This window comes from Actinomadura sp. 7K507 (assembly GCF_004348425.1).
Taxonomy (GTDB): Bacteria; Actinomycetota; Actinomycetes; order Streptosporangiales; family Streptosporangiaceae; genus Spirillospora.
Genome location: NZ_SMKK01000023.1, coordinates 1 through 19,596, shown reverse-complemented (window position 1 = coordinate 19,596; position 19,596 = coordinate 1). Strand labels below are relative to the sequence as shown.

22 protein-coding genes are annotated in these 19,596 nt (G+C 71.2%); 10 read left to right on the top strand and 12 right to left on the bottom strand.

Annotated features, from left to right (window positions below; all coding sequences use genetic code 11):
• Positions 1-1,590 (bottom strand): cytochrome c oxidase subunit I, encoded by a 1,590-nt coding sequence (ctaD, locus tag E1285_RS08035; protein ID WP_207946473.1) that lies wholly within the window; start codon positions 1,588-1,590, stop codon positions 1-3.
• Positions 1,591-1,664: 74 nt separating this feature from the next.
• Positions 1,665-2,414, bottom strand: a complete 750-nt coding sequence (coxB, locus tag E1285_RS08030) for a cytochrome c oxidase subunit II (RefSeq protein ID WP_243722632.1) — start codon at positions 2,412-2,414, stop codon at positions 1,665-1,667.
• 204 nt (positions 2,415-2,618) lie between these two features.
• Between coxB and E1285_RS08025 the strand changes: the two genes are divergently transcribed.
• Positions 2,619-3,782 (top strand): cysteine desulfurase family protein, encoded by a 1,164-nt coding sequence (locus tag E1285_RS08025; protein ID WP_132149678.1) that lies wholly within the window; start codon positions 2,619-2,621, stop codon positions 3,780-3,782.
• Positions 3,783-3,813: 31 nt separating this feature from the next.
• Entirely contained in the window at positions 3,814-4,125 is a 312-nt protein-coding gene (locus tag E1285_RS08020) for a sulfurtransferase TusA family protein (protein ID WP_132149676.1), read from the top strand.
• 66 nt (positions 4,126-4,191) lie between these two features.
• On the opposite strand, the gene E1285_RS08015 is transcribed toward E1285_RS08020, so the two are convergent.
• Positions 4,192-5,178 carry a carbohydrate kinase family protein gene (locus E1285_RS08015; RefSeq protein WP_132149674.1) on the bottom strand — a complete coding sequence of 329 codons (987 nt, stop codon included), beginning with the start codon at positions 5,176-5,178 and terminating at the stop codon, positions 4,192-4,194.
• 161 nt (positions 5,179-5,339) lie between these two features.
• A complete protein-coding gene (locus tag E1285_RS08010; protein ID WP_132149672.1) occupies positions 5,340-5,699 on the bottom strand; it encodes an iron-sulfur cluster assembly accessory protein in 360 nt (119 codons plus the stop codon).
• Positions 5,700-5,932: 233 nt separating this feature from the next.
• Between E1285_RS08010 and nadA the strand changes: the two genes are divergently transcribed.
• A complete protein-coding gene (gene nadA, locus E1285_RS08005) occupies positions 5,933-7,069 on the top strand; it encodes a quinolinate synthase NadA (protein ID WP_132149670.1) in 1,137 nt (378 codons plus the stop codon).
• A gap of 16 nt (positions 7,070-7,085) precedes the next feature.
• On the opposite strand, the gene E1285_RS08000 is transcribed toward nadA, so the two are convergent.
• The 6 genes from E1285_RS08000 to E1285_RS07975 all read right to left on the bottom strand — a co-directional run bounded on the left by E1285_RS08000 (position 7,086) and on the right by E1285_RS07975 (position 11,397).
• Positions 7,086-7,694: a hypothetical protein gene (locus tag E1285_RS08000; RefSeq protein WP_132149668.1), complete on the bottom strand. Its 609-nt coding sequence runs from the start codon at positions 7,692-7,694 to the stop codon at positions 7,086-7,088.
• Position 7,695: 1 nt separating this feature from the next.
• A complete protein-coding gene (locus E1285_RS07995) occupies positions 7,696-8,613 on the bottom strand; it encodes a M48 family metalloprotease (RefSeq protein WP_132149666.1) in 918 nt (305 codons plus the stop codon).
• 97 nt (positions 8,614-8,710) lie between these two features.
• Complete coding sequence (locus tag E1285_RS07990) at positions 8,711-9,280, bottom strand: hypothetical protein (protein ID WP_132149664.1); 570 nt, start codon at positions 9,278-9,280, stop codon at positions 8,711-8,713.
• A gap of 3 nt (positions 9,281-9,283) precedes the next feature.
• Positions 9,284-10,201, bottom strand: coding sequence for a zinc metalloprotease HtpX (gene htpX, locus E1285_RS07985; protein ID WP_132149662.1), 918 nt, complete (start codon positions 10,199-10,201; stop codon positions 9,284-9,286).
• A gap of 117 nt (positions 10,202-10,318) precedes the next feature.
• Positions 10,319-10,597, bottom strand: a complete 279-nt coding sequence (locus E1285_RS07980; protein ID WP_132149660.1) for a hypothetical protein — start codon at positions 10,595-10,597, stop codon at positions 10,319-10,321.
• Complete coding sequence (locus E1285_RS07975; protein WP_132149658.1) at positions 10,594-11,397, bottom strand: PspA/IM30 family protein; 804 nt, start codon at positions 11,395-11,397, stop codon at positions 10,594-10,596. The genes E1285_RS07980 and E1285_RS07975 overlap by 4 nt, the downstream gene beginning before the upstream one ends.
• Before the next feature lie 133 nt (positions 11,398-11,530).
• Between E1285_RS07975 and E1285_RS07970 the strand changes: the two genes are divergently transcribed.
• Positions 11,531-12,106, top strand: a complete 576-nt coding sequence (locus tag E1285_RS07970; protein ID WP_132149656.1) for a DUF3043 domain-containing protein — start codon at positions 11,531-11,533, stop codon at positions 12,104-12,106.
• A gap of 53 nt (positions 12,107-12,159) precedes the next feature.
• Positions 12,160-13,161 carry an aldo/keto reductase family protein gene (locus E1285_RS07965; protein WP_132149654.1) on the top strand — a complete coding sequence of 334 codons (1,002 nt, stop codon included), beginning with the start codon at positions 12,160-12,162 and terminating at the stop codon, positions 13,159-13,161.
• Between the two features lie 53 nt (positions 13,162-13,214).
• Here E1285_RS07965 and E1285_RS07960 read toward each other — a convergent pair whose 3' ends face one another.
• On the bottom strand, positions 13,215-13,394 hold the full coding sequence (locus E1285_RS07960; RefSeq protein WP_347814065.1) for a hypothetical protein: 180 nt from the start codon (positions 13,392-13,394) through the stop codon (positions 13,215-13,217).
• A 57-nt stretch (positions 13,395-13,451) separates the two neighbouring features.
• Complete coding sequence (locus E1285_RS07955; RefSeq protein WP_165966505.1) at positions 13,452-14,324, bottom strand: thioredoxin domain-containing protein; 873 nt, start codon at positions 14,322-14,324, stop codon at positions 13,452-13,454.
• Between the two features lie 66 nt (positions 14,325-14,390).
• Here E1285_RS07955 and E1285_RS07945 point away from each other — a divergent pair, with 66 nt between their 5' ends.
• From E1285_RS07945 to E1285_RS07925, 5 genes are all read left to right on the top strand, one after another.
• Positions 14,391-15,335: a bifunctional adenosylcobinamide kinase/adenosylcobinamide-phosphate guanylyltransferase gene (locus tag E1285_RS07945; RefSeq protein WP_132149648.1), complete on the top strand. Its 945-nt coding sequence runs from the start codon at positions 14,391-14,393 to the stop codon at positions 15,333-15,335.
• Positions 15,332-16,099: an adenosylcobinamide-GDP ribazoletransferase gene (locus E1285_RS07940; RefSeq protein WP_132149646.1), complete on the top strand. Its 768-nt coding sequence runs from the start codon at positions 15,332-15,334 to the stop codon at positions 16,097-16,099. The genes E1285_RS07945 and E1285_RS07940 overlap by 4 nt, the downstream gene beginning before the upstream one ends.
• A 70-nt stretch (positions 16,100-16,169) precedes the next feature.
• On the top strand, positions 16,170-17,660 hold the full coding sequence (locus tag E1285_RS07935) for a leucyl aminopeptidase (RefSeq protein WP_243722631.1): 1,491 nt from the start codon (positions 16,170-16,172) through the stop codon (positions 17,658-17,660).
• A 137-nt stretch (positions 17,661-17,797) separates the two neighbouring features.
• Positions 17,798-19,192 (top strand): dihydrolipoyl dehydrogenase, encoded by a 1,395-nt coding sequence (lpdA, locus tag E1285_RS07930; protein ID WP_132149642.1) that lies wholly within the window; start codon positions 17,798-17,800, stop codon positions 19,190-19,192.
• Between the two features lie 35 nt (positions 19,193-19,227).
• The coding region (locus E1285_RS07925) for a biotin/lipoyl-containing protein (protein ID WP_347814064.1) at positions 19,228-19,596 on the top strand (369 nt) is incomplete at its 3' end.

The following is a 19,596-nucleotide window of genomic DNA, read 5'->3' as shown; positions in this document are numbered from 1 at the left end:
CTACTCCCCCTTCGTCCCGGCCAGTTCGCCCTTGGCACCCACGTGCGGGTGGTGCAGGTCGAACGCCGGCCGCTCGGAGCGGATCTTCGGAATCGAGTTGAAGTTGTGCCGCGGCGGCGGGCACGACGTCGCCCACTCCAGCGAGCCGGCGTAACCCCAGGGGTCGTCCACCTCGACCTTCTTGCCCCGCTTCCACGTGATGTAGACGTTGTAGAAGAACGGCAGCATCGAGGCGCCCAGGACGAACGAGAAGATGGTGGAGACCTCGTTCAGCGCGTGGAACTCGGCGGCGTAGTCGGCGTAGCGCCGCGGCATGCCCGCGGCACCCAGCCAGTGCTGGACGAGGAACGTGCCGTGGAAGCCGATGAACAGCATCCAGAAATGCACGTGGCCGAGCCGGTCGTTCAGCATCTTGCCGGTCCACTTCGGCCACCAGAAGTAGAAGCCCGCGAACATCGCGAACACCACGGTTCCGAAGACGACGTAGTGGAAGTGCGCCACCACGAAGTAGGAGTCCGACAGCTGGAAGTCCATCGGCGGCGACGCCAGGATCACGCCGGTGAGACCGCCGAACAGGAACGTCACCAAGAAGCCCAGCGACCACAGCATCGGCGACTCGAACGTCAGTTGTCCTCGCCAGATGGTTCCCACCCAGTTGAAGAACTTCACCCCCGTGGGTACGGCGATGAGGAACGACATGAAGGAGAAGAACGGCAGCAGCACCTGGCCGGTCACGAACATGTGGTGCGCCCACACGGTGATGGACAGGCCGGTGATGCTGATGGTCGCGAAGACCAGGCCGATGTACCCGAAGACCGGCTTGCGGCTGAACACCGGGAGGATCTCGGTCACGATGCCGAAGAAGGGCAAGGCGATGATATAGACCTCCGGATGCCCGAAGAACCAGAAGAGGTGTTGCCAGAGCAACGCGCCTCCGTGCGCCGCGTCGAAGATGTGCGCGCCGAGCTTGCGGTCGGCCTCCAGCGCCAGCAGCGCCGCGGCCAGGACCGGGAACGCCAGCAGGACCAGGATCGAGGTCAGCAGGATGTTCCAGGTGAAGATCGGCATCCGGAACATCGTCATGCCCGGCGCGCGCATGCACAGGATCGTGGTGATGAAGTTGACCGCGCCCATGATCGTGCCGAAGCCCGACATCGCCAGGCCCATCACCCACATGTCGCCGCCGACGCCCGGCGAGCGCACCTCGTCCGACAGCGGGGCGTAGGCGAACCAGCCGAAGCTGGCCGCGCCGCCCGGCGTCAGGAAGCCCGCGATGACGATGAGGCTGCCGAACAGGAACAGCCAGTACGCCAGCATGTTCATCCGGGGGAACGCCACGTCCGGCGCGCCGATCTGCAGCGGCATGACGACGTTGGCGAAGCCGGCGAACAGCGGCGTCGCGAACATCAGCAGCATGATCGTGCCGTGCATGGTGAACATCTGGTTGAACTGCTCGTTGCTGACGACCTGCATTCCCGGCTCGAACAGCTCCGCGCGCATGACCAGCGCGAGCACGCCCCCGAACAGGAACATGAAGAACGAGGTGATCAGGTAGAGGTAGCCGATCACCTTGTGGTCGGTGGACGACATCCACGAGGCGAGGATGCGCCCCTTGCTCGTCCGCGGCGCGGCGATCGGCGCGGTCGGTGCCTGACTGGTCGTGGTCACTGGGCACCTCCCGCGGCCAGTGCGGCCTTCGAATCGGCGATGAACTTGTCGTACTGCTCGGGCGTCACGACCTTCAGCTGGAACAGCATCCGGCTGTGGTCGACACCGCAGAGCTCGGCGCAGCGGCCCTCATAGGTACCGGTCTTGGTCGCCGTGAACTCGAACTCATTGGTGAAGCCCGGCATGACGTCCTTCTTGTAGATCAGCGCCGGAACCCAGAACGAGTGGATGACGTCATTGGAGTGCAGCCGCACGCGGACCGTCTCGCCCGAGGGGATCGTCATCACCGGCTTGCCCGGGGCGGGACCGTTCGGCGCGACGGGCACACCGACGACGGAGGCGACGGTCTGCTCCTTCCCGGAGGCGTCCTCCTCCTTGTAGTCGAACTGCCAGCTCCACTGGAACCCGGTCACGTCGACGACCACCGCGGGATCGGCGGTGGTCTTCTCGACGAAGTTCTCGTCGCGGGCGGTGAAGTAGAACAGGACCGCGATGATGACGAACGGGACCGCCGTATAGAGGATCTCGATCGGCAGGTTGTAGCGGACCTGCGGCGGCAGATCGTCAGAGCGCTTGCGGTGGAACACCACCGCCCAGAGGATCAGGCCCCAGACGAGGACCCCGACCGCGAACGCCGCGATCCAGGAGCCCTGCCACAGGTGCAGCATGCGTTCGCCCTGGATGCTGATCGGCTCGGGCAGGCCAAGGCGGCTGCCACTGCACGCGGTGGCGGAAAGCGCCAGCACCCCTAGCGCACCGGCGCTTTTCAATGCACGGCGACTGCGCACAGGCGTACGCCGCTCCCTAGAGCGGGTCGGACTCACGGAATGCCTTCCCCACGGATGAAGCCCGGTCGGCCGGGCGGAGAGAACAGTTGTTACACGTGTGGTGGACACACTAGCGCTAGGGTCGCGCGAACCCCCGATCGGGTGCCCGGTTAGTGTTTCCGCGTGGCCGATCCCAGCACGCCGCACGCCTACTTCGACGCCGCGTCCACCGAGCCGCCGCACCCCGCGGCCCGGTCGGCGCTGCTGGAAGCCCTGGACGCGGGCTGGGCGGACCCCGCCCGGCTGTACGGGACGGCCCGCGCCACCCGCATGACGCTCGACCGGGCCCGCGCGCGTGTGGCCGCCGTCCTGGGGGCCCGTCCCGACGAAGTTTCGTTCACGTCCTCGGGTACGCAGGCGGTGCACCTGGCGGTCCTCGGGGGGCTCCAGGCGCGCCGCCGGGTCGGCCGGCATCTGGTGGTCAGCGCCGTCGAGCACTCCAGCGTGCTGCACGCCGCGGAGGCGCACGAGCGCGACGGCGGCGAGGTGACGGCCGTCGGCGTCGACCGGGCGGGCCGCGTGGACCCGGAGGAGTTCGCCGCGGCGCTGCGGCCCGGCACCGCGCTCGCGTGCCTGCAGTCGGCCAACCACGAGGTCGGCACCGTCCAGCCCGTCGCCGAGGCCGCCGAGGCCTGCCGCGCCGCCCGGGTGCCGCTGTTCGTCGACGCCGCGCAGTCCCTCGGCCGCGCGGACGTCCCGGGCGGCTGGTCGTTCCTCGCCGGCAGCGCGCACAAGTGGGGCGGCCCCGCCGGCGTCGGCGTGCTCGCCGTCCGCAAGGGCACCCGGTGGCGCTCCCCGCTGCCGGACGACGAGCGGGAGCGGGGCCGCGTCCCCGGGTTCGAGAACGTCCCGGCGATCGTGGCGGCGGCCGCGGCGCTGGAGGCGTACCGGGCGGACATGGCGGCCGACGCGCCGCGCGTCTCCGCGCTCGTGGACCGGATCCGCACGCGGGTCGCCGACAGCGTCCCCGACGTCGAGGTGGCCGGCGACCCGGTCCGGCGCCTGCCGCACCTGGTGACGTTCTCGTGCCTCTACGTGGAGGGCGAGGCGCTGCTGACCGAACTCGACCGGCTGGGTTTCGCGGTTTCCTCCGGTAGCTCGTGCACGGCGGATACGCTGCGTCCCAGTCACGTGCTGGAGGCGATGGGAGTGATTACCCATGGGAACGTACGGGTATCGCTGCCGCGTGGCGTCGGCTCGGCGGACGTCGACCGGTTCCTCGCCGAGCTTCCCGGCGCCGTCGCCCGCCTCCGCGAGGCGACGATGAACACCGGGAGCCGGCCATGAGCACCTTCGAGACGGGGAGGCGGTCGCGCCCATGAGGTTCCGAGGCCGCGCCAAGGGCGGGACGTCCACCGGCGACGCCGCGCCGTCCCCCGCCGAGCCGCCCGCCGGCCCGCCGCCCGTCCTCGTCATCGACGCGCTCGGACGCAAGTGCCCCATCCCGATCATCATGCTGGCCGAGCGGATCCGCGAGGTCCCGGTCGGGCAGATCGTCGCCGTCCTCGCCGACGACGCCGCCGCCCGCACCGACGTCCCGGCCTGGTGCCGCATGAAGTCCCAGGACTTCGTCCGGGAGGAGACGCTCCAGCAGGGCGGCTGGGGCTTCCACATCCGCAGGACCTACTAGCACTTCGCGTACCAGACGCAACAAGGGCCGCGCCGGGGGGGCGCGGCCCTTCGAGGTGCGTGCGGCTTACGGGGTGGGGCTGGCGAGGTGGGGGGCGACCTCGTCGGCGGCGCCGGAGCCATAGGCGGCGGCGAAGCGGTCGAGGAACGCCTGGCGGGCCAGGCCGTACTCCTGCGGGCCGGCGGATTCGAGGGCGTGCGCCGCGACGGCGTTGCCGACCTGGGCGGCGCGTTCGAGCGGGACGCCCCAGGCGGTGGCCGTCAGGAAGCCGGCGCGGAAGGCGTCGCCGACGCCGGTCGGGTCGACGATGTTCTCGACGGTGAGGCAGGGAACGTGCACGCCCTCCTCGCCCTTGCGGTCGATGGCGACGCCCTTGGCGCCGAGGGTGGTGACGCGGACGCCGACGCGGTCGAGGATCTCCTCGCCGCTCCATCCGGTCTTCTCCTCGGCGAGGGCCCGCTCGTAGTCGTTGGTGAACAGGTAGGCGGCGCCGTCGATGAGGCGGCGGACGTCGGCGCCGTCCATCCGGGCAAGCTGCTGGGAGGGGTCGGCGGCGAACGGGATGCCGCGGGTGCGGCACTCCTCGGTGTGCCGGAGCATCGCGTCGGGGTCGTTGGGGCTGACGACGACGAGGTCGAGGCCCCCGACCCGGTCGGCGACCGGCTTGAGCTCGATGGAGCGGGCCTCGCTCATCGCGCCGGCGTAGAACGTCGCGATCTGGTTCTGCTCCTGGTCCGTGGTGCACAGGAACCGGGCAGTGTGGTGGATCTCGGACACGTGCACGGACGCCGTGTCGACGGCGTGCCGTTCGAGCCAGGAGCGGTAGTCGTCGAAGTCGGCGCCGACGGAACCGACAAGGATCGACTCCTTGCCGAGGCTTCCCATTCCGAAGCAGATGTTGGCGGCGATGCCGCCGCGGCGTATCTCCAGCTCGTCCACCAGAAAGGACAGCGACACCCGGTCGAGCTGGTCGGGCAGTAGCTGGTCGGTGAACCTTCCGGGGAAGGTCATCAGATGGTCGGTCGCAATGGAGCCTGTCACGGCGATGCGCACTGAGTCGCTCTCCTCGTCGTGGTCGTCCGGCTGTTCACCGGCTGTTTCGAACTCGGAAAGCGTAACCCCCCACCACACCGGGGTTCACGACCGGAGTACCTCCGGCAACCGGAAAGAGGCGGCCGGGAAAGGTTTCCGGCCGCCTCTTTCCGGTTCCCCGCTCAGTTGAAGGAGTCGCCGCAGGCGCAGGAACCGCCGGCGTTCGGGTTGTCGATCGTGAAGCCCTGCTTCTCGATCGAGTCGACGAAGTCGATGGTGGCGCCGGTGAGGTAGGGCGCGCTCATCCGGTCGACGCGCACGGCCAGGCCGTTGAAGTCCTGGATCTGGTCGCCGTCCTGCTGCCGCTCATCGAAGAAGAGCTGGTAGACCAGGCCGGAGCAGCCGCCCGGCTGCACCGCGACGCGCAGCGCGAGGTCGTCGCGGCCCTCCTGCTCGAGCAGGCCCCTGGCCTTCTCGGCGGCGACGTCGGTGAGGACGACGCCCTGCGTGGTCTCCTGCGTGGTCTCACCTGAAACCGTCATGTGTTCAGCTCCCGGGTCTCGCTACGCCGCGCGGGGCGGCAGGCTGTCGCTTGTCCGAGGACGCGTACGCCCCTTCCCGTAGGACAACGTACCTCGCTACATGGCCATTCCGCTTATCTGCCTCCTCTAACGCTAGGCGATGGTGCGGTCTACGTCACACCCCGGGCGGGCCGGGGATGTGCCATCATTAGTCGTCAAAACGACGATAAGCCCCGTCGTGAAGGGAGACCGCCGTGACCACCCAACTGCTGCTGCTCGGCGGCGGCGCCGATCCCGCCAGCGAACGAGGCGTGGACTGCCCCGGCGAACTGCCCCCGGCCTCCGACCCCGCGCTGGTCGAGCGGGCCCGCGCCGCCAAGGCCGCCCTCGGCGAGAAGGTGTTCGTGCTCGGCCACCACTACCAGCGGGACGAGGTGATCCAGTTCGCGGACGTCACCGGCGACTCGTTCAAGCTGGCCCAGAAGGCGGCGGCCCGGCCCGAGGCGCCCTACATCGTGTTCTGCGGCGTCCACTTCATGGCCGAGTCGGCCGACATCCTGACCGCGCCGCACCAGCGGGTGATCCTGCCCGACCTCGGCGCGGGCTGCTCGATGGCCGACATGGCCACTTTCGACCAGGTCGAGGACTGCTGGGACGTCCTGGAGGACGCGGGCGTCGCCGACGACGTGGTCCCGGTCACGTACATGAACTCCTCGGCCGACATCAAGGCGTTCGTCGGACGGCACGGCGGCGTGGTGTGCACCTCGTCCAACGCCAAGCGCGCCCTGGACTGGGCCTACGGGAAGGGCAAGAAGGTCCTGTTCCTGCCCGACCAGCACCTCGGACGCAACACCGCGGTCCTGCAGATGGGCTTCTCCCTGGACGACTGCGTGGTCTACAGCCCGCACCGCCGCGAGGGCGGCCTGACACCACGGCAGCTGCAGGACGCCAAGATGATCCTCTGGCGCGGCCACTGCTCGGTGCACGGCCGGTTCACCACGGAGTCCGTGAACGAGGTCAGGGAGCGCGTCCCCGGCGTGAACGTCCTGGTGCACCCCGAGTGCCGCCACGAGGTCGTCACCGCCGCGGACCAGGTCGGCTCGACCGAGTACATCATCAAGGCGATCGAGGGGGCCGAGCCGGGATCGTCCTGGGCCATCGGGACCGAGCTGAACCTCGTCCGGCGGCTGGCGAACGCGCACCCGGACAAGCACGTCACGTTCCTCGACAAGACCGTCTGCTACTGCTCGACGATGAACCGGATCGACCTGCCGCACCTGGTGCTGTCGCTGGAGTCGCTGGCCCGCGGCGACGTGCAGAACGTCATCGAGGTGGACGAGGAGACCACCTACCACGCCCGCACGGCCCTGAACCAAATGCTCGCGCTTTAGTTTGCAGGAACGCATCTCAGGACACGCCGGGGGCGTCCCATACTGGGAACCAGCGGGCGGTGTCCGGCTCCATGGTCAGGTCGTGGGCGAGGGCGTCGCGGGCGTGCGTCTCGACCAGGTTGTTGCGGCGGCGCGTCCCCGGCTCGCCTGCCTCGCCGGGGACGCCGGGGGCGAACGGGTAGAACGTCCCGCGGCCCGGTGAATGGACCAGGAGGAGCCGCTGCGGCTCGTCCCTCCTGCGGAAGCCGGCGACCGTGCACAGCAGGTACGGCCCGTATCCGGCTGCGGTCAGCGTGGCGTTGACCATTTGCAGGTCGGAGATCAGCCGCTCGAACGCGTCCGGGGGGCGGGTGACGTGCGCCCATCCCCAGCCGTGGGGGCCCGCGCTCAGGCCCGTCTCGCGGGTCCCGTCGCCGTGCAGCAGCCGGACCACGTCCCGCTGGGCGCGGTCGAACGCGCCGAACGGCCCGCCCTCCACGAGGCGATGGCAGACGGCGCCCGTGCCGTCCGGGGCGAAGCCCGTCGCGGCCTCCAGCGCCGGCGCGGCGGCGGGCAGCTCGAACAGCCGGTCGAGGTCGGGCAAGCCGGGCTCGCGGCGCCCGAGCAGCCCGTCCAGGATCCGCACGTCAGCCGCCGCTCGCGAGCCGCCAGGAGAGGGCCGACAGCCGTTCCGTGCGCGCCCGCAGCGTCGGGTGGCTGGACAGCAGGCCGTCCACGCTCCCGCCGCGCACCCCGACCACGCACAGGGCGCTCACCGGGCGCAGCGCCCGCAGGTCGTTCCGGGACGCGTCCCGCAGACCCTCGTCGACCTTGCCGAGGGCGGACGCGAGGTCCGCGGGACGCCCGGTCAGCAGCGCGCCCGTGGAGTCGGCGCACAGCTCCCGGTACCGCGACAGAGCGAGCCCGACCAGCGTCCCGACGCCGTGCAGCACCGCCGCCGCCACCCCGAGCGGCAGCAGCAGGACCCCGCCCGCCACCGCCGCGGCGCGTCCGGCGCCGTGCCTGTCCCGGCCGGTGACGAGGCCCGTCCACCAGCCGAGGACCAGTCCGGCGCACAGGCCGGGGAACGCGGCGATCGCCCCGACGAGCACGTCCCGGTTGGCGACGTGCGCCGTCTCATGGGCGAGGACGGCGGCGAGCTCGGCCGGTTCGAGGCGCGAGCGCAGCCCGTCGGTGACGCACACCACCGCCGAGCCGGTGCCCGACCCGGCGGCGAACGCGTTGGGCATCTTCAGCGGGGAGACGGCGAGGCGGGGCTTGGGGAGGCCGGACGACATGCACAGCCGGTCAAGGACGGCGTGCAGCTCCGGCTCCTCATCGCTGCCGACCGGGCGCGCGTCCATCGCGTACAGCGCCAGCCGGTCCGCCGCCCGGGTCGAGACGACCGCGAGGGCCACCGCCGCGGCCGCCGCGGCCGCGCCCCACACCGGACCGGCGAGGAACGCGGGCAGCACGGCGGCCGCGTACACGAGCGCGACCAGGACCGTCGTGGCGAGCATCCGCCAGGCCAGCCCGGAGTCGGGTGCGTCACGGGAGGGCGCCATGGCCTGACGCTAGAACGGCCGGGCACGGCGTTCAGCGTCTTATGACACAAATCCCGGATACAAGATGGTTACGGGGTTACGACCCCGGGAGCCGGGATCACAGGCCGGGGGCGCCCCAAAGGGGGAACCAGCGGCCGAGGTCGTCCTCGAACGGCAGGTCGGCGCCGACGGCACCGCGCACCTGCAGCTCCAGCGCGTTGTCCCGCTTGTCTCCGGGCAGCGGGGCGAAGGGGTAGAACGTGCCCCGCTTGTAGAGGTAGACGAGGGCGAGACGCTGGCCGTCGGGGCCGCGGAAGCCGGCCAGGGAGCACAGCAGGTGCGGGCCGAACCCGCCGGACTCCAGCGTCGCGTTCACCGCGTGCAGGTCGGTGACGAGGTCGGGCAGCTCGTCGGTCCGGTGCTTGGCGAGCAGCCAGGTGTAGCCGTAGGAGTCGGTGCTGATCTCGACCTTGGGGCCCTCGTCGGCGTCCAGCAGCTCCTGGACGTCGCGCTGCAGCCGCGCGAACGCCCCGCCCTCCGCGGCGCGGAAGCACACCGAGCCCAGCCCGGTCGGGGTGAAGCCCGTCGCGGCCTCCAGCGTGATGGCGGCCGTCGACAGCCCGAAGATCCGGTCGAGGTCGGGCTTGACCGGCTTGGAGCGGCCGAGCAGCGTGTCCAGGAAACCCACGGGTCAGACTCCCCTGCTGAGCTGGTCGGAGATCTTCGAGAGCTGGGCGAGCCGCTTGTCCAGCGGCGGGTGGGTGGAGAACAGCGCCGAGACGCTGACACCCTTGCCGAGCGCCGGGGTGAAGAAGAACGCGTTGAACGCCTGCGAAGAGCGCAGGTCCTTGGTCGGGATCCGCGCGATCTCCCCGTTGACCTTCGTCAGCGCGCTGGCCAGCGCGGAGGGGCGGCCGGTCAGCAGCGCGGCCGCCCGGTCGGCCGACAGCTCCCGGTAGCGCGACAGTGCCCGGGTGAGCATGAAGCTGATCGCGTAGGCCAGGGCGCTGGCCGCGACCACCACCAGCAGGATCAGGCCGGTGTTCTGGTCATTGCTCCGGCGTCCGAAGCCGCCCCAAAGGCCGGCGTACAGGCCGAAGCGGGTGATCAGGCCCGCGCAGATGCCGAGGAACGAGGCGATCGTCATGACCGCGACGTCCTTGTGGGCGACGTGCGCCATCTCGTGCGCGAGGACGCCCTCCAGCTCGACCGGGTCGAGGCGGCGCAGCAGCCCGGTGGTGACGCAGACGACGGCCTTCTTCTGGTTGCGCCCGGTGGCGAACGCGTTCGGCACGTCGGTGTCGGCGATCGCGACCCCGGGCTTCGGAGCGTCCGACATCGCACAGATCCGGTCGATGACGCCGTGCAGCTCTGGCGCCTCCTCCGGGGAGACGATCTTGCCGTGCATGGCGAACAGCGTCATCTTGTCCGAGAAGAAGTACTGAGCGAGCAGGAAAAGCCCCGCCACGGCCAGCGCGACGAACGCCCACTCGGGCACGAAGACGAAGAACGCCCCCACGAAGACGACGTAGACCAGCCCCAGCAGGAACATCGTCACGAGCATGCGCGACGTCAGCCCCCTGTCGGAGGCGTAGCGCGTACTGGCCATGCGGCCACCCCCTGATGGTTCCCCGATTTCGTTATTCAGTTGTCACAACGCACGAGACCCGGGTTTTGTGCCTGACTGTCCAGTTCGACCGGGGGGGACCGCCGGGTCCGGTGCGTGTCAGTCGGGAATCAGGCCCTCGTCCCCCAGCATCGAGCGCACCTCGTCGATGTGCGCGTCCGACGGCGGAAGGATCAGCTCGGACGGCGCCAGGCTGTCCGCCGGAAGCGGCTTGCCCACCTTGCGGACGTTCTCCAGCAGCGCGTGCAGCGCGGCGCGGAAGGTCGTCTCGTCGCCCGACTCGATCGCCGACTCGAGCTCGTCGTCGAGCGTGTTGAGGGCGGAGAGGTCCTCATCGGCCACGTCCAGCTGGCCCTCACCCATCAGGCGGACGATCACTGGGCACCCCCCGGCTTCTGCGGCCACTGGGCCTGCTGCGGGGTGTCCTGCTGCTGCGGCTGCGCGGTCGGCGTGCCCTCGTTCAGCTCCTTGGGCGCCGGGCCCTGGCCGAGTTCGGCCTTGAGCCGCTCCAGCTCCATGTCGACGCCGGGGCCGGAGGCCATCTGGTCCAGCTCGGCCTGGATGTCGTCCTTCGGACCGGAGAAGTCCTCAAGGGCGCCCGAGGCCAGCAGCTCGTCGATCGCGCCGGCGCGGGCCTTCATGGTGTCGGTCTTCTCCTCGGCGCGCTGGATCGCCAGGCCGACGTCGCCCATCTCCTCGGAGATGCCGGAGAACGCCTCGTTGACCTTGGTCTGCGCCTCGGCGGCCGTGTAGGTCGCCTTGATCGTCTCCTTGCGGGTCCGGAAGGAGTCGACCTTGGCCTGGAGCCGCTGGGAGGCGAGCGTGAGCTTCTCCTCCTCGCCCTGCAGCTGCTGATACTGGACGCGCAGGTCGTTCAGCTGGCTCTCCAGGCCGGACCGGCGGGTGAGCGCCTCGCGGGCGAGGTCCTCACGACCGACCTGCAGCGCCTTCTTACCCTGGTCGGTCAGTTTCTCCTGCTGCTGTTCAAGTTGGTTGATCTGCAGCTCGAGACGCTTGCGCGAGGTGGCGACGTCGGCGACCCCGCGACGGACCTTCTGCAGCATCTCCAGCTGTCGCTGGTAGGAGTAATCGAGGGTCTCACGAGGATCCTCCGCCCGGTCCAACGCCTTGTTGGCCTTGGCCTTGAAGATCATCGACATTCTTTTCATCACGCTCATCGCGCGGCGCCGGTCCCTTCGTGCTGTCGCCTCAGTCGTGAACTGGGCTCAATGACCACTGCTGGGGTTCTTATCACCCTACGCGTTAACGCGCGAGGCAGCCACGATGTTCGCAGCCCGGTAGGCTGATCCCGTGTTCAAGCGTCGTACCCCTGAGGCCCCGGCGAATCCTCCTCAGGTAGTAAAGCCGGGAGGCAAGGGCCGCCCCACGCCCAAGCGCAGGGATGCCGAGAAACTCCGCAGGCAGCCGATCACCGCACCGGCCACCCGCAAAGAGGCCTACAAGAAGATGCGGGAGAAGCAGGCGGCCGACCGCACCAAGGTCCGCGCCGGCATGGCCAAGGGCGACGAGGCGCACCTGCTCAAGCGGGACAAGGGCCCGGTGCGCAGGCTCGCCCGCGACTACGTCGACTCGCGGCGGACCGTCGGCTCCTACCTCATGTACGCCATGTTCGCGATCGTGCTGCTGAGCGTGATGCCGATCCCGGTCGCCCGGCTGCTCGTGCTGTTCGCGCCGCCGCTGCTGCTCTTCGTCGTGTTCGCCGAGGGCATCCTGCTGAGCCGCGGCATCAAGAGGCTGGCCGCCGAGCGCTATCCCGAGGAGAGCGCCAAGGGCGTCGGCATGTACGCCGCGATGCGCGCCATGCAGATCCGGCGGCTGCGGATCCCCAACCCGCAAGTGAAGATCGGGGAGAAGGACAAGGTCTGACCGGGCGGCCCGCGGCCGGATCCATCGGATCACCGGCGGGCTAGGGTCGGGCCATGGAGTTCCGAAAACTGGGCCGGAGCGGTCTGAAGATCAGCGAGATCGCGTACGGCAACTGGCTCACCCACGGCTCCCAGGTCGAGGAGGACGCGGCACGCGCGTGCGTGCGGGCGGCCCTCGACGAGGGGATCACCACCTTCGACACCGCCGACGCCTACGCCGGCACGCGCGCCGAGGACGTCCTCGGGCGCGCGCTCAAGGGGCAGCGCCGCGAGGGGCTGGAGATCTTCACCAAGGTCTACTGGCCCACCGGTCCCGGCGTGAACGACCGGGGCCTGTCGCGCAAGCACATCATGGAGTCCGCCCACGGCTCCCTGCGCCGCCTCGGGACCGACTACGTGGACCTCTACCAGGCCCACCGGTTCGACTACGAGACGCCCCTGGAAGAGACGCTGCGGGCGTTCGACGACCTCGTCCGGCAGGGCAAGGTCCTCTACGTCGGCGTCTCGGAGTGGCGGGCCGAGGAGATCGAACGCGCCCTCAGGATCGCCGACGAGATGGGGTTCGACCGGATCGTCTCGAGCCAGCCGCAGTACTCGATGCTGTGGCGGGTCATCGAGGGCGAGGTCGTCCCGCTGTGCGAGCGGGAGGGCATCGGCCAGATCGTCTGGTCTCCGATCGCGCAGGGCGTCCTGACCGGCAAGTACGAGCCGGGGCGGCCGCTGCCCGAGGGGTCGCGCGCCACCGACGACAAGGGCGGCGCCGACATGATCAAGCGCTACCTGAACGACGACCTGCTGGCACGCGTGCAGGAACTGCGGCCGATCGCGGACGACCTCGGGCTGTCGATGGCTCAGCTCGCCATCGCCTGGACGCTCCAGAACCCGAACGTGTCGTCGGCGATCGTGGGCGCGACCCGTCCGGAACAGGTCGCCGACAACGTGAAGGCGGCCGGCGTCAAGCTCGACGCCGACGTGCTGAAGCGGATCGACGCCATCCTCGACCCGGTCGTCATCCGCGACCCCGGCAAGACCGTCAGCCCGGACCGCCGCCCCTGACGGCCCCCCGCGAGGGCCGCGGAGCCGATCGCCCCGCGGCCCTCCGCGTCCGGTCACTCCGGGTCGTGCAGGCTCATCTCGTAGACGAGCGACTCGCCGTCCAGCAAGGTCACCTTGTCGACCTCCTCGGCGCGCAGCCCCCGCCAGTTCTCTCCCAGCCAGCTCTCCGCGTCGGCCTGAGTGGAGAAGGTCTCCTCCGACACGCCGACCGTGCGTCCGTCGGCCCTCTCCAAACGCCAGCTCCACGCCATCGCGCCCACCTCCCTAGTAGCGGTGAGACTAGCGCTTTCCTAGGACGCGGCCTGGATGGCCCGGCGCATCGCGTCCGGGGTGTCGATCTCGGATGAGCTCAGGGTGCGGCCGTTCACCTGCACGCTGGGGGTTCCCTGGACGCCGGAGGATATGTAGCCCTGGCTGACCTTCTTCACGCTCTCGGCGTAGCGCTGGGACTCGACGCATGATGTGAAGTCGTCACCGGTGATCCCGAGTTCGGCGGCGAAGGAGATCAGGTCCTCCTTCGGGTAGCCGGCCGAGGTGAGGGAGGACGGCTGGTTGGCGTAGAGGGCGTCCTGGTAGGAGAGCCATCGCGCGCCGTCTCCGACGCAGCGCAGCGCGGCCGCCGCGCGGAGCGAGTTGTCGTGCGCCGGCTGGTTGCTCTCGTTGAAGACCAGCATCGGGCGGAAGACCACCTTGGCGTCCCCGGAGACCGCCAGCTCCTTGAGCATGGGGTCGTGCTTGCGGTCGAAGTCGCCGCAGTGCGGGCAGGCGAAGTCCTCGTAGACGTCCACGACGGGGGACGTGACGCCTGGGCGGGCCATCGCCAGGCTCCCGTCGGGCAGCGGCGTGGCCTCGGCGCCCCCAGCGATCTTCCCCGCCTTCAGCTGGAGATCGCCTCCGCCTCCCCCGTCGCCGCTGTCGCCCTGGAAGGCGAAGAAGAGGACCGTGGCCGCGGCCAGCACCAGGACCAGGCCGCCGGCGCCCAGCGCGATCGCCAGGCCGGCGCCGCCGCCCTTGCCCCGTGGCGGGGGCTGTGGCCCGGGAGGGCCGGGCTGCCAGCCGGGCCCGCCCGGCGGGGGACCTCCGGGTGGGCCGCCCGGGGCGCCGGGCGGTGGGCCGTAGGGCGGCTGCGCGCCCGGCCATGGTGCGTTCGGGGGGTTGCCCACCGGAGTCCTCCTGACGGGGACGTCGTGATCCTTCCAGGTGAGCGTAATCGTAGGGTTCGGGACAAGATGAACATCGAACTTCGCGGCGTCGCCGCTCCGGAAGGCTGGCCCGAGCAGGGGTGCCGCTGCGCGTCGTGCAACCGCCTGCGCGCCGCCGGCGTCCGGCATGAGCCGTTCGGAGCCGTCATCGACGGTGTGCCGCTCGAAGACTGCCACCGCACGGACGTACCCGGCGGATACGAGTTCCGCGGCCCGCACGGCGAACGGGTTCTGGTGGCGGGCTCCCCAGGCGCCAGACCGGAGCCTGCGGCGGATGTCCGGTACGACGCCGTCCTGCTGGACCTCGCGGGTTCCCCAGAACACCTGGGCTATTTGCGGCACATGGGAGCGGCCACGTCCAAGACGGACGTGGTGGCCATTCACGTGAACCACCGCGTCCCGTCTTCCGCCGAACTGACACGCCGCATGGCCTTCTGGAACGCCCCCCAGGAGGGCCCGCACCGGACCCTCCTCCTGGGCGGGACGCGGTCAGGCAAGTCCGCCGAGGCGGAACTCCGTCTGGCCGCCTGCCCCGAGGTCCTCTACGTCGCGACCGGCCCGGTCAGCGACGACGACGCGGAATGGAACGAACGTGTCGCCGCCCATCGGCTCCGCCGTCCGGCATGGTGGCGCACCGCCGAGACGACCGACCTGACGGGTGTCCTGGAGTCCGCGACGGGGGCGGTACTGGTGGACGGCATCGGCACATGGCTCGCCGCCGCGATGGACGAGGCCGCCGCATGGGACGACCCGCGGCTCGTCCAGCCGCTTCTGGACGATCTGGTCGCGGCATGGCGCGGGACGCGGGCGCGCGTGGTCGCCGTGAGCGACGAGGTCGGCCTGTCGCTGGTGCCCGCGACACCGTCCGGACGCGCGTTCCGCGACATGCTCGGCGGGATCAACCGGATGCTCGCGGCCGAGTCCGAGGACGCGGCGCTGGTCATGGCGGGGCGCGTCATGGAGCTCGGATGATCGCCGGTCTGCGGCTGGCGGTCACGCTGCTCACCGTCGTCCCGGCCGGGACGGAGCGGATCGACCGGGGCACCGCACGCGCGGCCATGCTGCTCGCCCCGGCGGTCGGCCTGATCGCCGGCGGCGCGGCCGCCCTGGTCCTGCTCGCGGGCGGCCTGCTCGGCATGCCGGGTCTGCCGGCGGCCGCACTCGCCGTGGCCGTGATGGCGGCGGTCACGCGCGCCCTGCACCTGGACGGCCTGGCCGACCTCGCCGACGGCCTGGGCAGCGGGCGGCCCGCCGGCGAGGCGTTGACGATCATGAAGCGGTCCGACATCGGCCCGTTCGGCGTCGTCACCCTCCTGCTGACGCTGCTGATCCAGGTCGCCGCCCTGGCCGCGGCCCCCGATCCCGCCGTGGCGGTGCTGATCGCGGCGGCCGCCGGACGCCTCGCGCTCCCCTGGGCCTGCCGCACCGGAGTCCCGTCCGCGCGTCCCGGCGGCCTCGGCGCCACGGTGGCCGGCACCGTTCCCGCCCGCGCCGCGGCCGCCGTCACCGCGGCGGTCGTGGTCGCCGCCACGGCGGCCGGGGCGGCGGCCGGAGGTCTCGGCGGCGCCGTGCACGCCGTGGCCGCGGTGGCCGCCGCCACGGCCGCCGCGCTCCTGCTGCTCCGCCACGCGGTCCGCCGCCTCGGCGGCGTGACCGGCGACGTCCTGGGCGCTCTGGTGGAGGTCGCGACCACGGCCGCACTGATCGTTCTCGCCGCCGTCCCGCCGGGCCGCTGAGCCCCCGGGACGCGCAATGCTTGATCCAAAAGGACGAAACCGGTCACCGGGAGGACTAACATCGTGCTACGTGACGACCATCAGCCTTGACAGCGGAAACCTGGCCGGCATCGACGTCGACGCGATCGTGATCGGCGTCGCCCCAGCCGAGGCGGGCCCCGCCCCGGCCGCCGGCTCCGAGGACCTCGACCGCGCGCTGGACGGGAGGCTCGCGGAGGCGCTGGGCGCGCTGGGCGCCACCGGCAAGGCCGGGGAGATCACCAAGCTGCCCGCGCTCGGCGCCGTCACCGCCAAGGTCGTCGTCGCCGTGGGGCTCGGCGACAGCCCCGCCGCCGAGGACGTGCGCCGCGCCGCCGGCGCCGCGATCCGCTCCCTCGCCGGCACCGCCAGGGTCGCCGTCGCGCTGCCCGCCGCGTCGGGCGACGGCTCCGCCGAGGGCATCGAGGCCGTCGCGCTGGGCGCGCTGCTCGGCGCCTACTCCTTCGACTCCTACCGCACCGGCGACGAGCACAAGAGCCCGGTCGAGGAGATCCGGCTGGTCACCTCCGCCTCCGGAGAGGCCGCCGTCGAACGCGCGCGGACCCTCGCCGCCTCGGTCCGGCTCGTCCGCGACCTGGTCAACACGCCGCCGTCGCACCTGTCCCCCGAGGACCTCGCCGACGAGGCCGAGCGGGTCGCCGGGGAGACCGGCCTGTCCATCGAGGTGCTCGACGAGAAGGGCCTGGTGGAAGGCGGCTACGGCGGCATCGCGGGCGTCGGGCAGGGCTCGGTCAACCCGCCGCGGCTCGTCCGCCTCTCCTACACCCACCCCGAGGCGTCCAAGACCCTCGCCCTCGTCGGCAAGGGCATCACGTTCGACTCCGGCGGCCTGTCCCTCAAGCCCGCGGAGGCCATGGACTGGATGAAGTCCGACATGGGCGGCGCGGCGGCGGTGCTCGGCGCGCTGGCCGGCATCGCCGGGCTCGCCCCCAAGGTCAACGTGGTCGGCTACCTGGCCATCGCCGAGAACATGCCGAGCGGCACCGCCCAGCGCCCGTCCGACGTGCTGCGCATCTACGGCGGCAAGACCGTCGAGGTCCTCAACACCGACGCCGAGGGGCGCCTGGTCCTGGCCGACGCCCTCGTCCGCTCGGGCGAGGACTCCCCCGACCTGATCGTCGACGTGGCCACGCTGACCGGCGCGCAGCTCGTCGCGCTCGGAACCCGGACCACCGGGGTCATGGCCAACGACGACGACGTCCGTGAGAAGGTGGTCGCGGCGGCCGATCGCGCCGGGGAGCCGTCGTGGGGCATGCCGCTCCCGGCGGAGCTGCGCAAGGGCCTCGACTCGGCGGTCGCCGACATCGCCAACATCAGCGGCGAGCGGTGGGGCGGAATGCTCGTCGCCGGGACGTTCCTCAAGGAGTTCGTGCCGGACGGCGTCAGGTGGGCGCACCTCGACATCGCGGGGCCGGCGTTCAACAAGGGCGAGCCCTACGGCTACACCCCGAAGGGCGGCACCGGCGCCGCGGCCCGGACGCTCATCCAGATCGCGGAGGACGTCGCGGCCGGAATTCTGTAGGGGGCCCGCCCGCTGTCATCGGGTGGAGAACAGAATAGATTTCTCGTGGCGGTGGGGGCCCGGGTACCGGTGCGCCCCGTCCCGCCCAGGGCGCCTCGATCCACGCGGTGCCACAACCGGGGAAAGGGAGCGGACCAGTGGCTGACAGCGGCCCCTTCGACATCGTCGTCCTAGGTGCCGGCAGCGGCGGATACGCGTGTGCGCTGCGCGCCGCCGAGCTCGGCAAGTCCGTCGCGCTCATCGAGCGGGACGAGTCCCTCGGCGGGACGTGCCTCAACCGCGGATGCATTCCCACCAAGGCGCTGCTGCACGCGGCCGAGGTGGCGGACCAGTCCCGCGAAGCCGCCAAGTTCGGCGTGAAGGCCACGTTCGAGGGCATCGACATCGTCGGCGTGAACGCCTACAAGGACAAGGTCGTCTCGACGACCGTCAAGGGCCTCACCGGTCTGATCAAGACGCGGGGCATCGAGGTCGTGCACGGCGCCGGGCGGTTGAGCGGCCCGACCACGGTGGAGGTGACCACCAACGGCGGTGAGGCCCGGACGATCGAGGGACGCCACATCGTGCTCGGCACGGGAGCGGTGCCCAAGTCGCTGCCCGGCCTGGAGATCGACGGCGAGCGGATCATCTCCAGCGACCACGCGCTGCGGCTCGACCGCGTCCCGGGGTCGGTCGTCGTCCTCGGCGGCGGCGTGATCGGCGTCGAGTTCGCCAGCGTGTGGCGCTCGTTCGGCGCGGAGGTCACCATCATCGAGGCCCTCCCGCACCTGCTGCCGCTGGAGGAGGAGTCCGGCTCGAAGCGGCTGGAGCGGGCGTTCCGCAAGCGCGGCATCAAGTTCGAGGTCGGCACCCGCTTCGAGAGCGTCAAGCCGACGCAAGGCGGCGTCTCCGTCACCCTGGAGGGCGGCAAGAACGTCGACGCGGAGCTGCTGCTGGTCGCGGTGGGGCGCGCCCCCGTCTCCGAGGGCATCGGCCTGGCCGAGGCCGGCGTCGAGACCGAGGGCGGCTTCGTCAAGGTCGACGAGTACTGCCGGACGAACGTCCCCACGATCTCGGCGGTCGGCGACCTGATCCAGACACCGCAGCTCGCCCATGCCGGCTTCGCCGAGGGCATCCTCGTCGCCGAGCGGCTCGGCGGCCTGGCCCCGGCCCCGATCGACTACGACGGCGTCCCCCGCATCACCTACTCCGAACCCGAGGTGGCCTCGGTCGGCATCACGTCCGCCGTGGCCCGTGAACGCGGGTACGAGATCAAGGAGGTCGCCTACGACCTCGCGGGCAACCCCAAGAGCAAGATCCTGGGGGCGCAGGGCGAGGTCAAGGTGATCGCGGCCGTGGACGGTCCCGTCCTCGGCATCCACATGGTCGGCCCGCGCGTCGGCGAACTCATCGCGGAGGGCCAGCTCATCTACAACTGGGAGGCCCTGCCCGGCGAGGTCGCCCAGCTGATCCACCCCCACCCGACCCAGTCCGAGGCGGTCGGCGAGGCACACCTCGCCCTCGCCGGCAAACCACTGCACGTGCACGGCTGAACGCCGTGCGAGTATTCCGAAGGAGTCGCTGAGACATGCCGGTCTCCGTCACCATGCCCCAGCTCGGCGAGAGCGTCACCGAGGGCACCGTCACCCGCTGGCTCAAGAAGGAGGGCGAGCGCGTCGAGACCGACGAGCCGCTCCTGGAGGTGTCGACCGACAAGGTCGACACCGAGATCCCCTCGCCCGCCTCGGGCGTTCTGACCAGCATCACCGTCGCCGAGGACGAGACCGTCGAGGTCGGTGCCGAACTCGCCGTCATCGGGGACGAGGGCGAGGCGCCGTCCGGCGGCGGCGCCCCGGCCGCGCAGGATCAGCAGGAGGCGCCCGAGCCGCAGGCCCAGGCGGCCCCGGCCGAGCAGCCGGAGCCGCAGCAGGCCCAGCAGCAGGAGCCGCAGCAGGCC

Coding starts and splice junctions, on each gene's coding strand:
- ctaD (WP_207946473.1), bottom strand. CDS start 1,590: ATGTCGTCCACCGACCACAAGGTGATCGGCTACCTCTACCTGATCACC.
- E1285_RS08020 (WP_132149676.1), top strand. CDS start 3,814: ATGAGGTTCCGAGGCCGCGCCAAGGGCGGGACGTCCACCGGCGACGCC.
- E1285_RS08010 (WP_132149672.1), bottom strand. CDS start 5,699: ATGACGGTTTCAGGTGAGACCACGCAGGAGACCACGCAGGGCGTCGTC.
- E1285_RS07995 (WP_132149666.1), bottom strand. CDS start 8,613: ATGGCGCCCTCCCGTGACGCACCCGACTCCGGGCTGGCCTGGCGGATG.
- htpX (WP_132149662.1), bottom strand. CDS start 10,201: ATGGCCAGTACGCGCTACGCCTCCGACAGGGGGCTGACGTCGCGCATG.
- E1285_RS07975 (WP_132149658.1), bottom strand. CDS start 11,397: ATGAGCGTGATGAAAAGAATGTCGATGATCTTCAAGGCCAAGGCCAAC.
- E1285_RS07965 (WP_132149654.1), top strand. CDS start 12,160: ATGGAGTTCCGAAAACTGGGCCGGAGCGGTCTGAAGATCAGCGAGATC.
- E1285_RS07945 (WP_132149648.1), top strand. CDS start 14,391: ATGAACATCGAACTTCGCGGCGTCGCCGCTCCGGAAGGCTGGCCCGAG.
- E1285_RS07940 (WP_132149646.1), top strand. CDS start 15,332: ATGATCGCCGGTCTGCGGCTGGCGGTCACGCTGCTCACCGTCGTCCCG.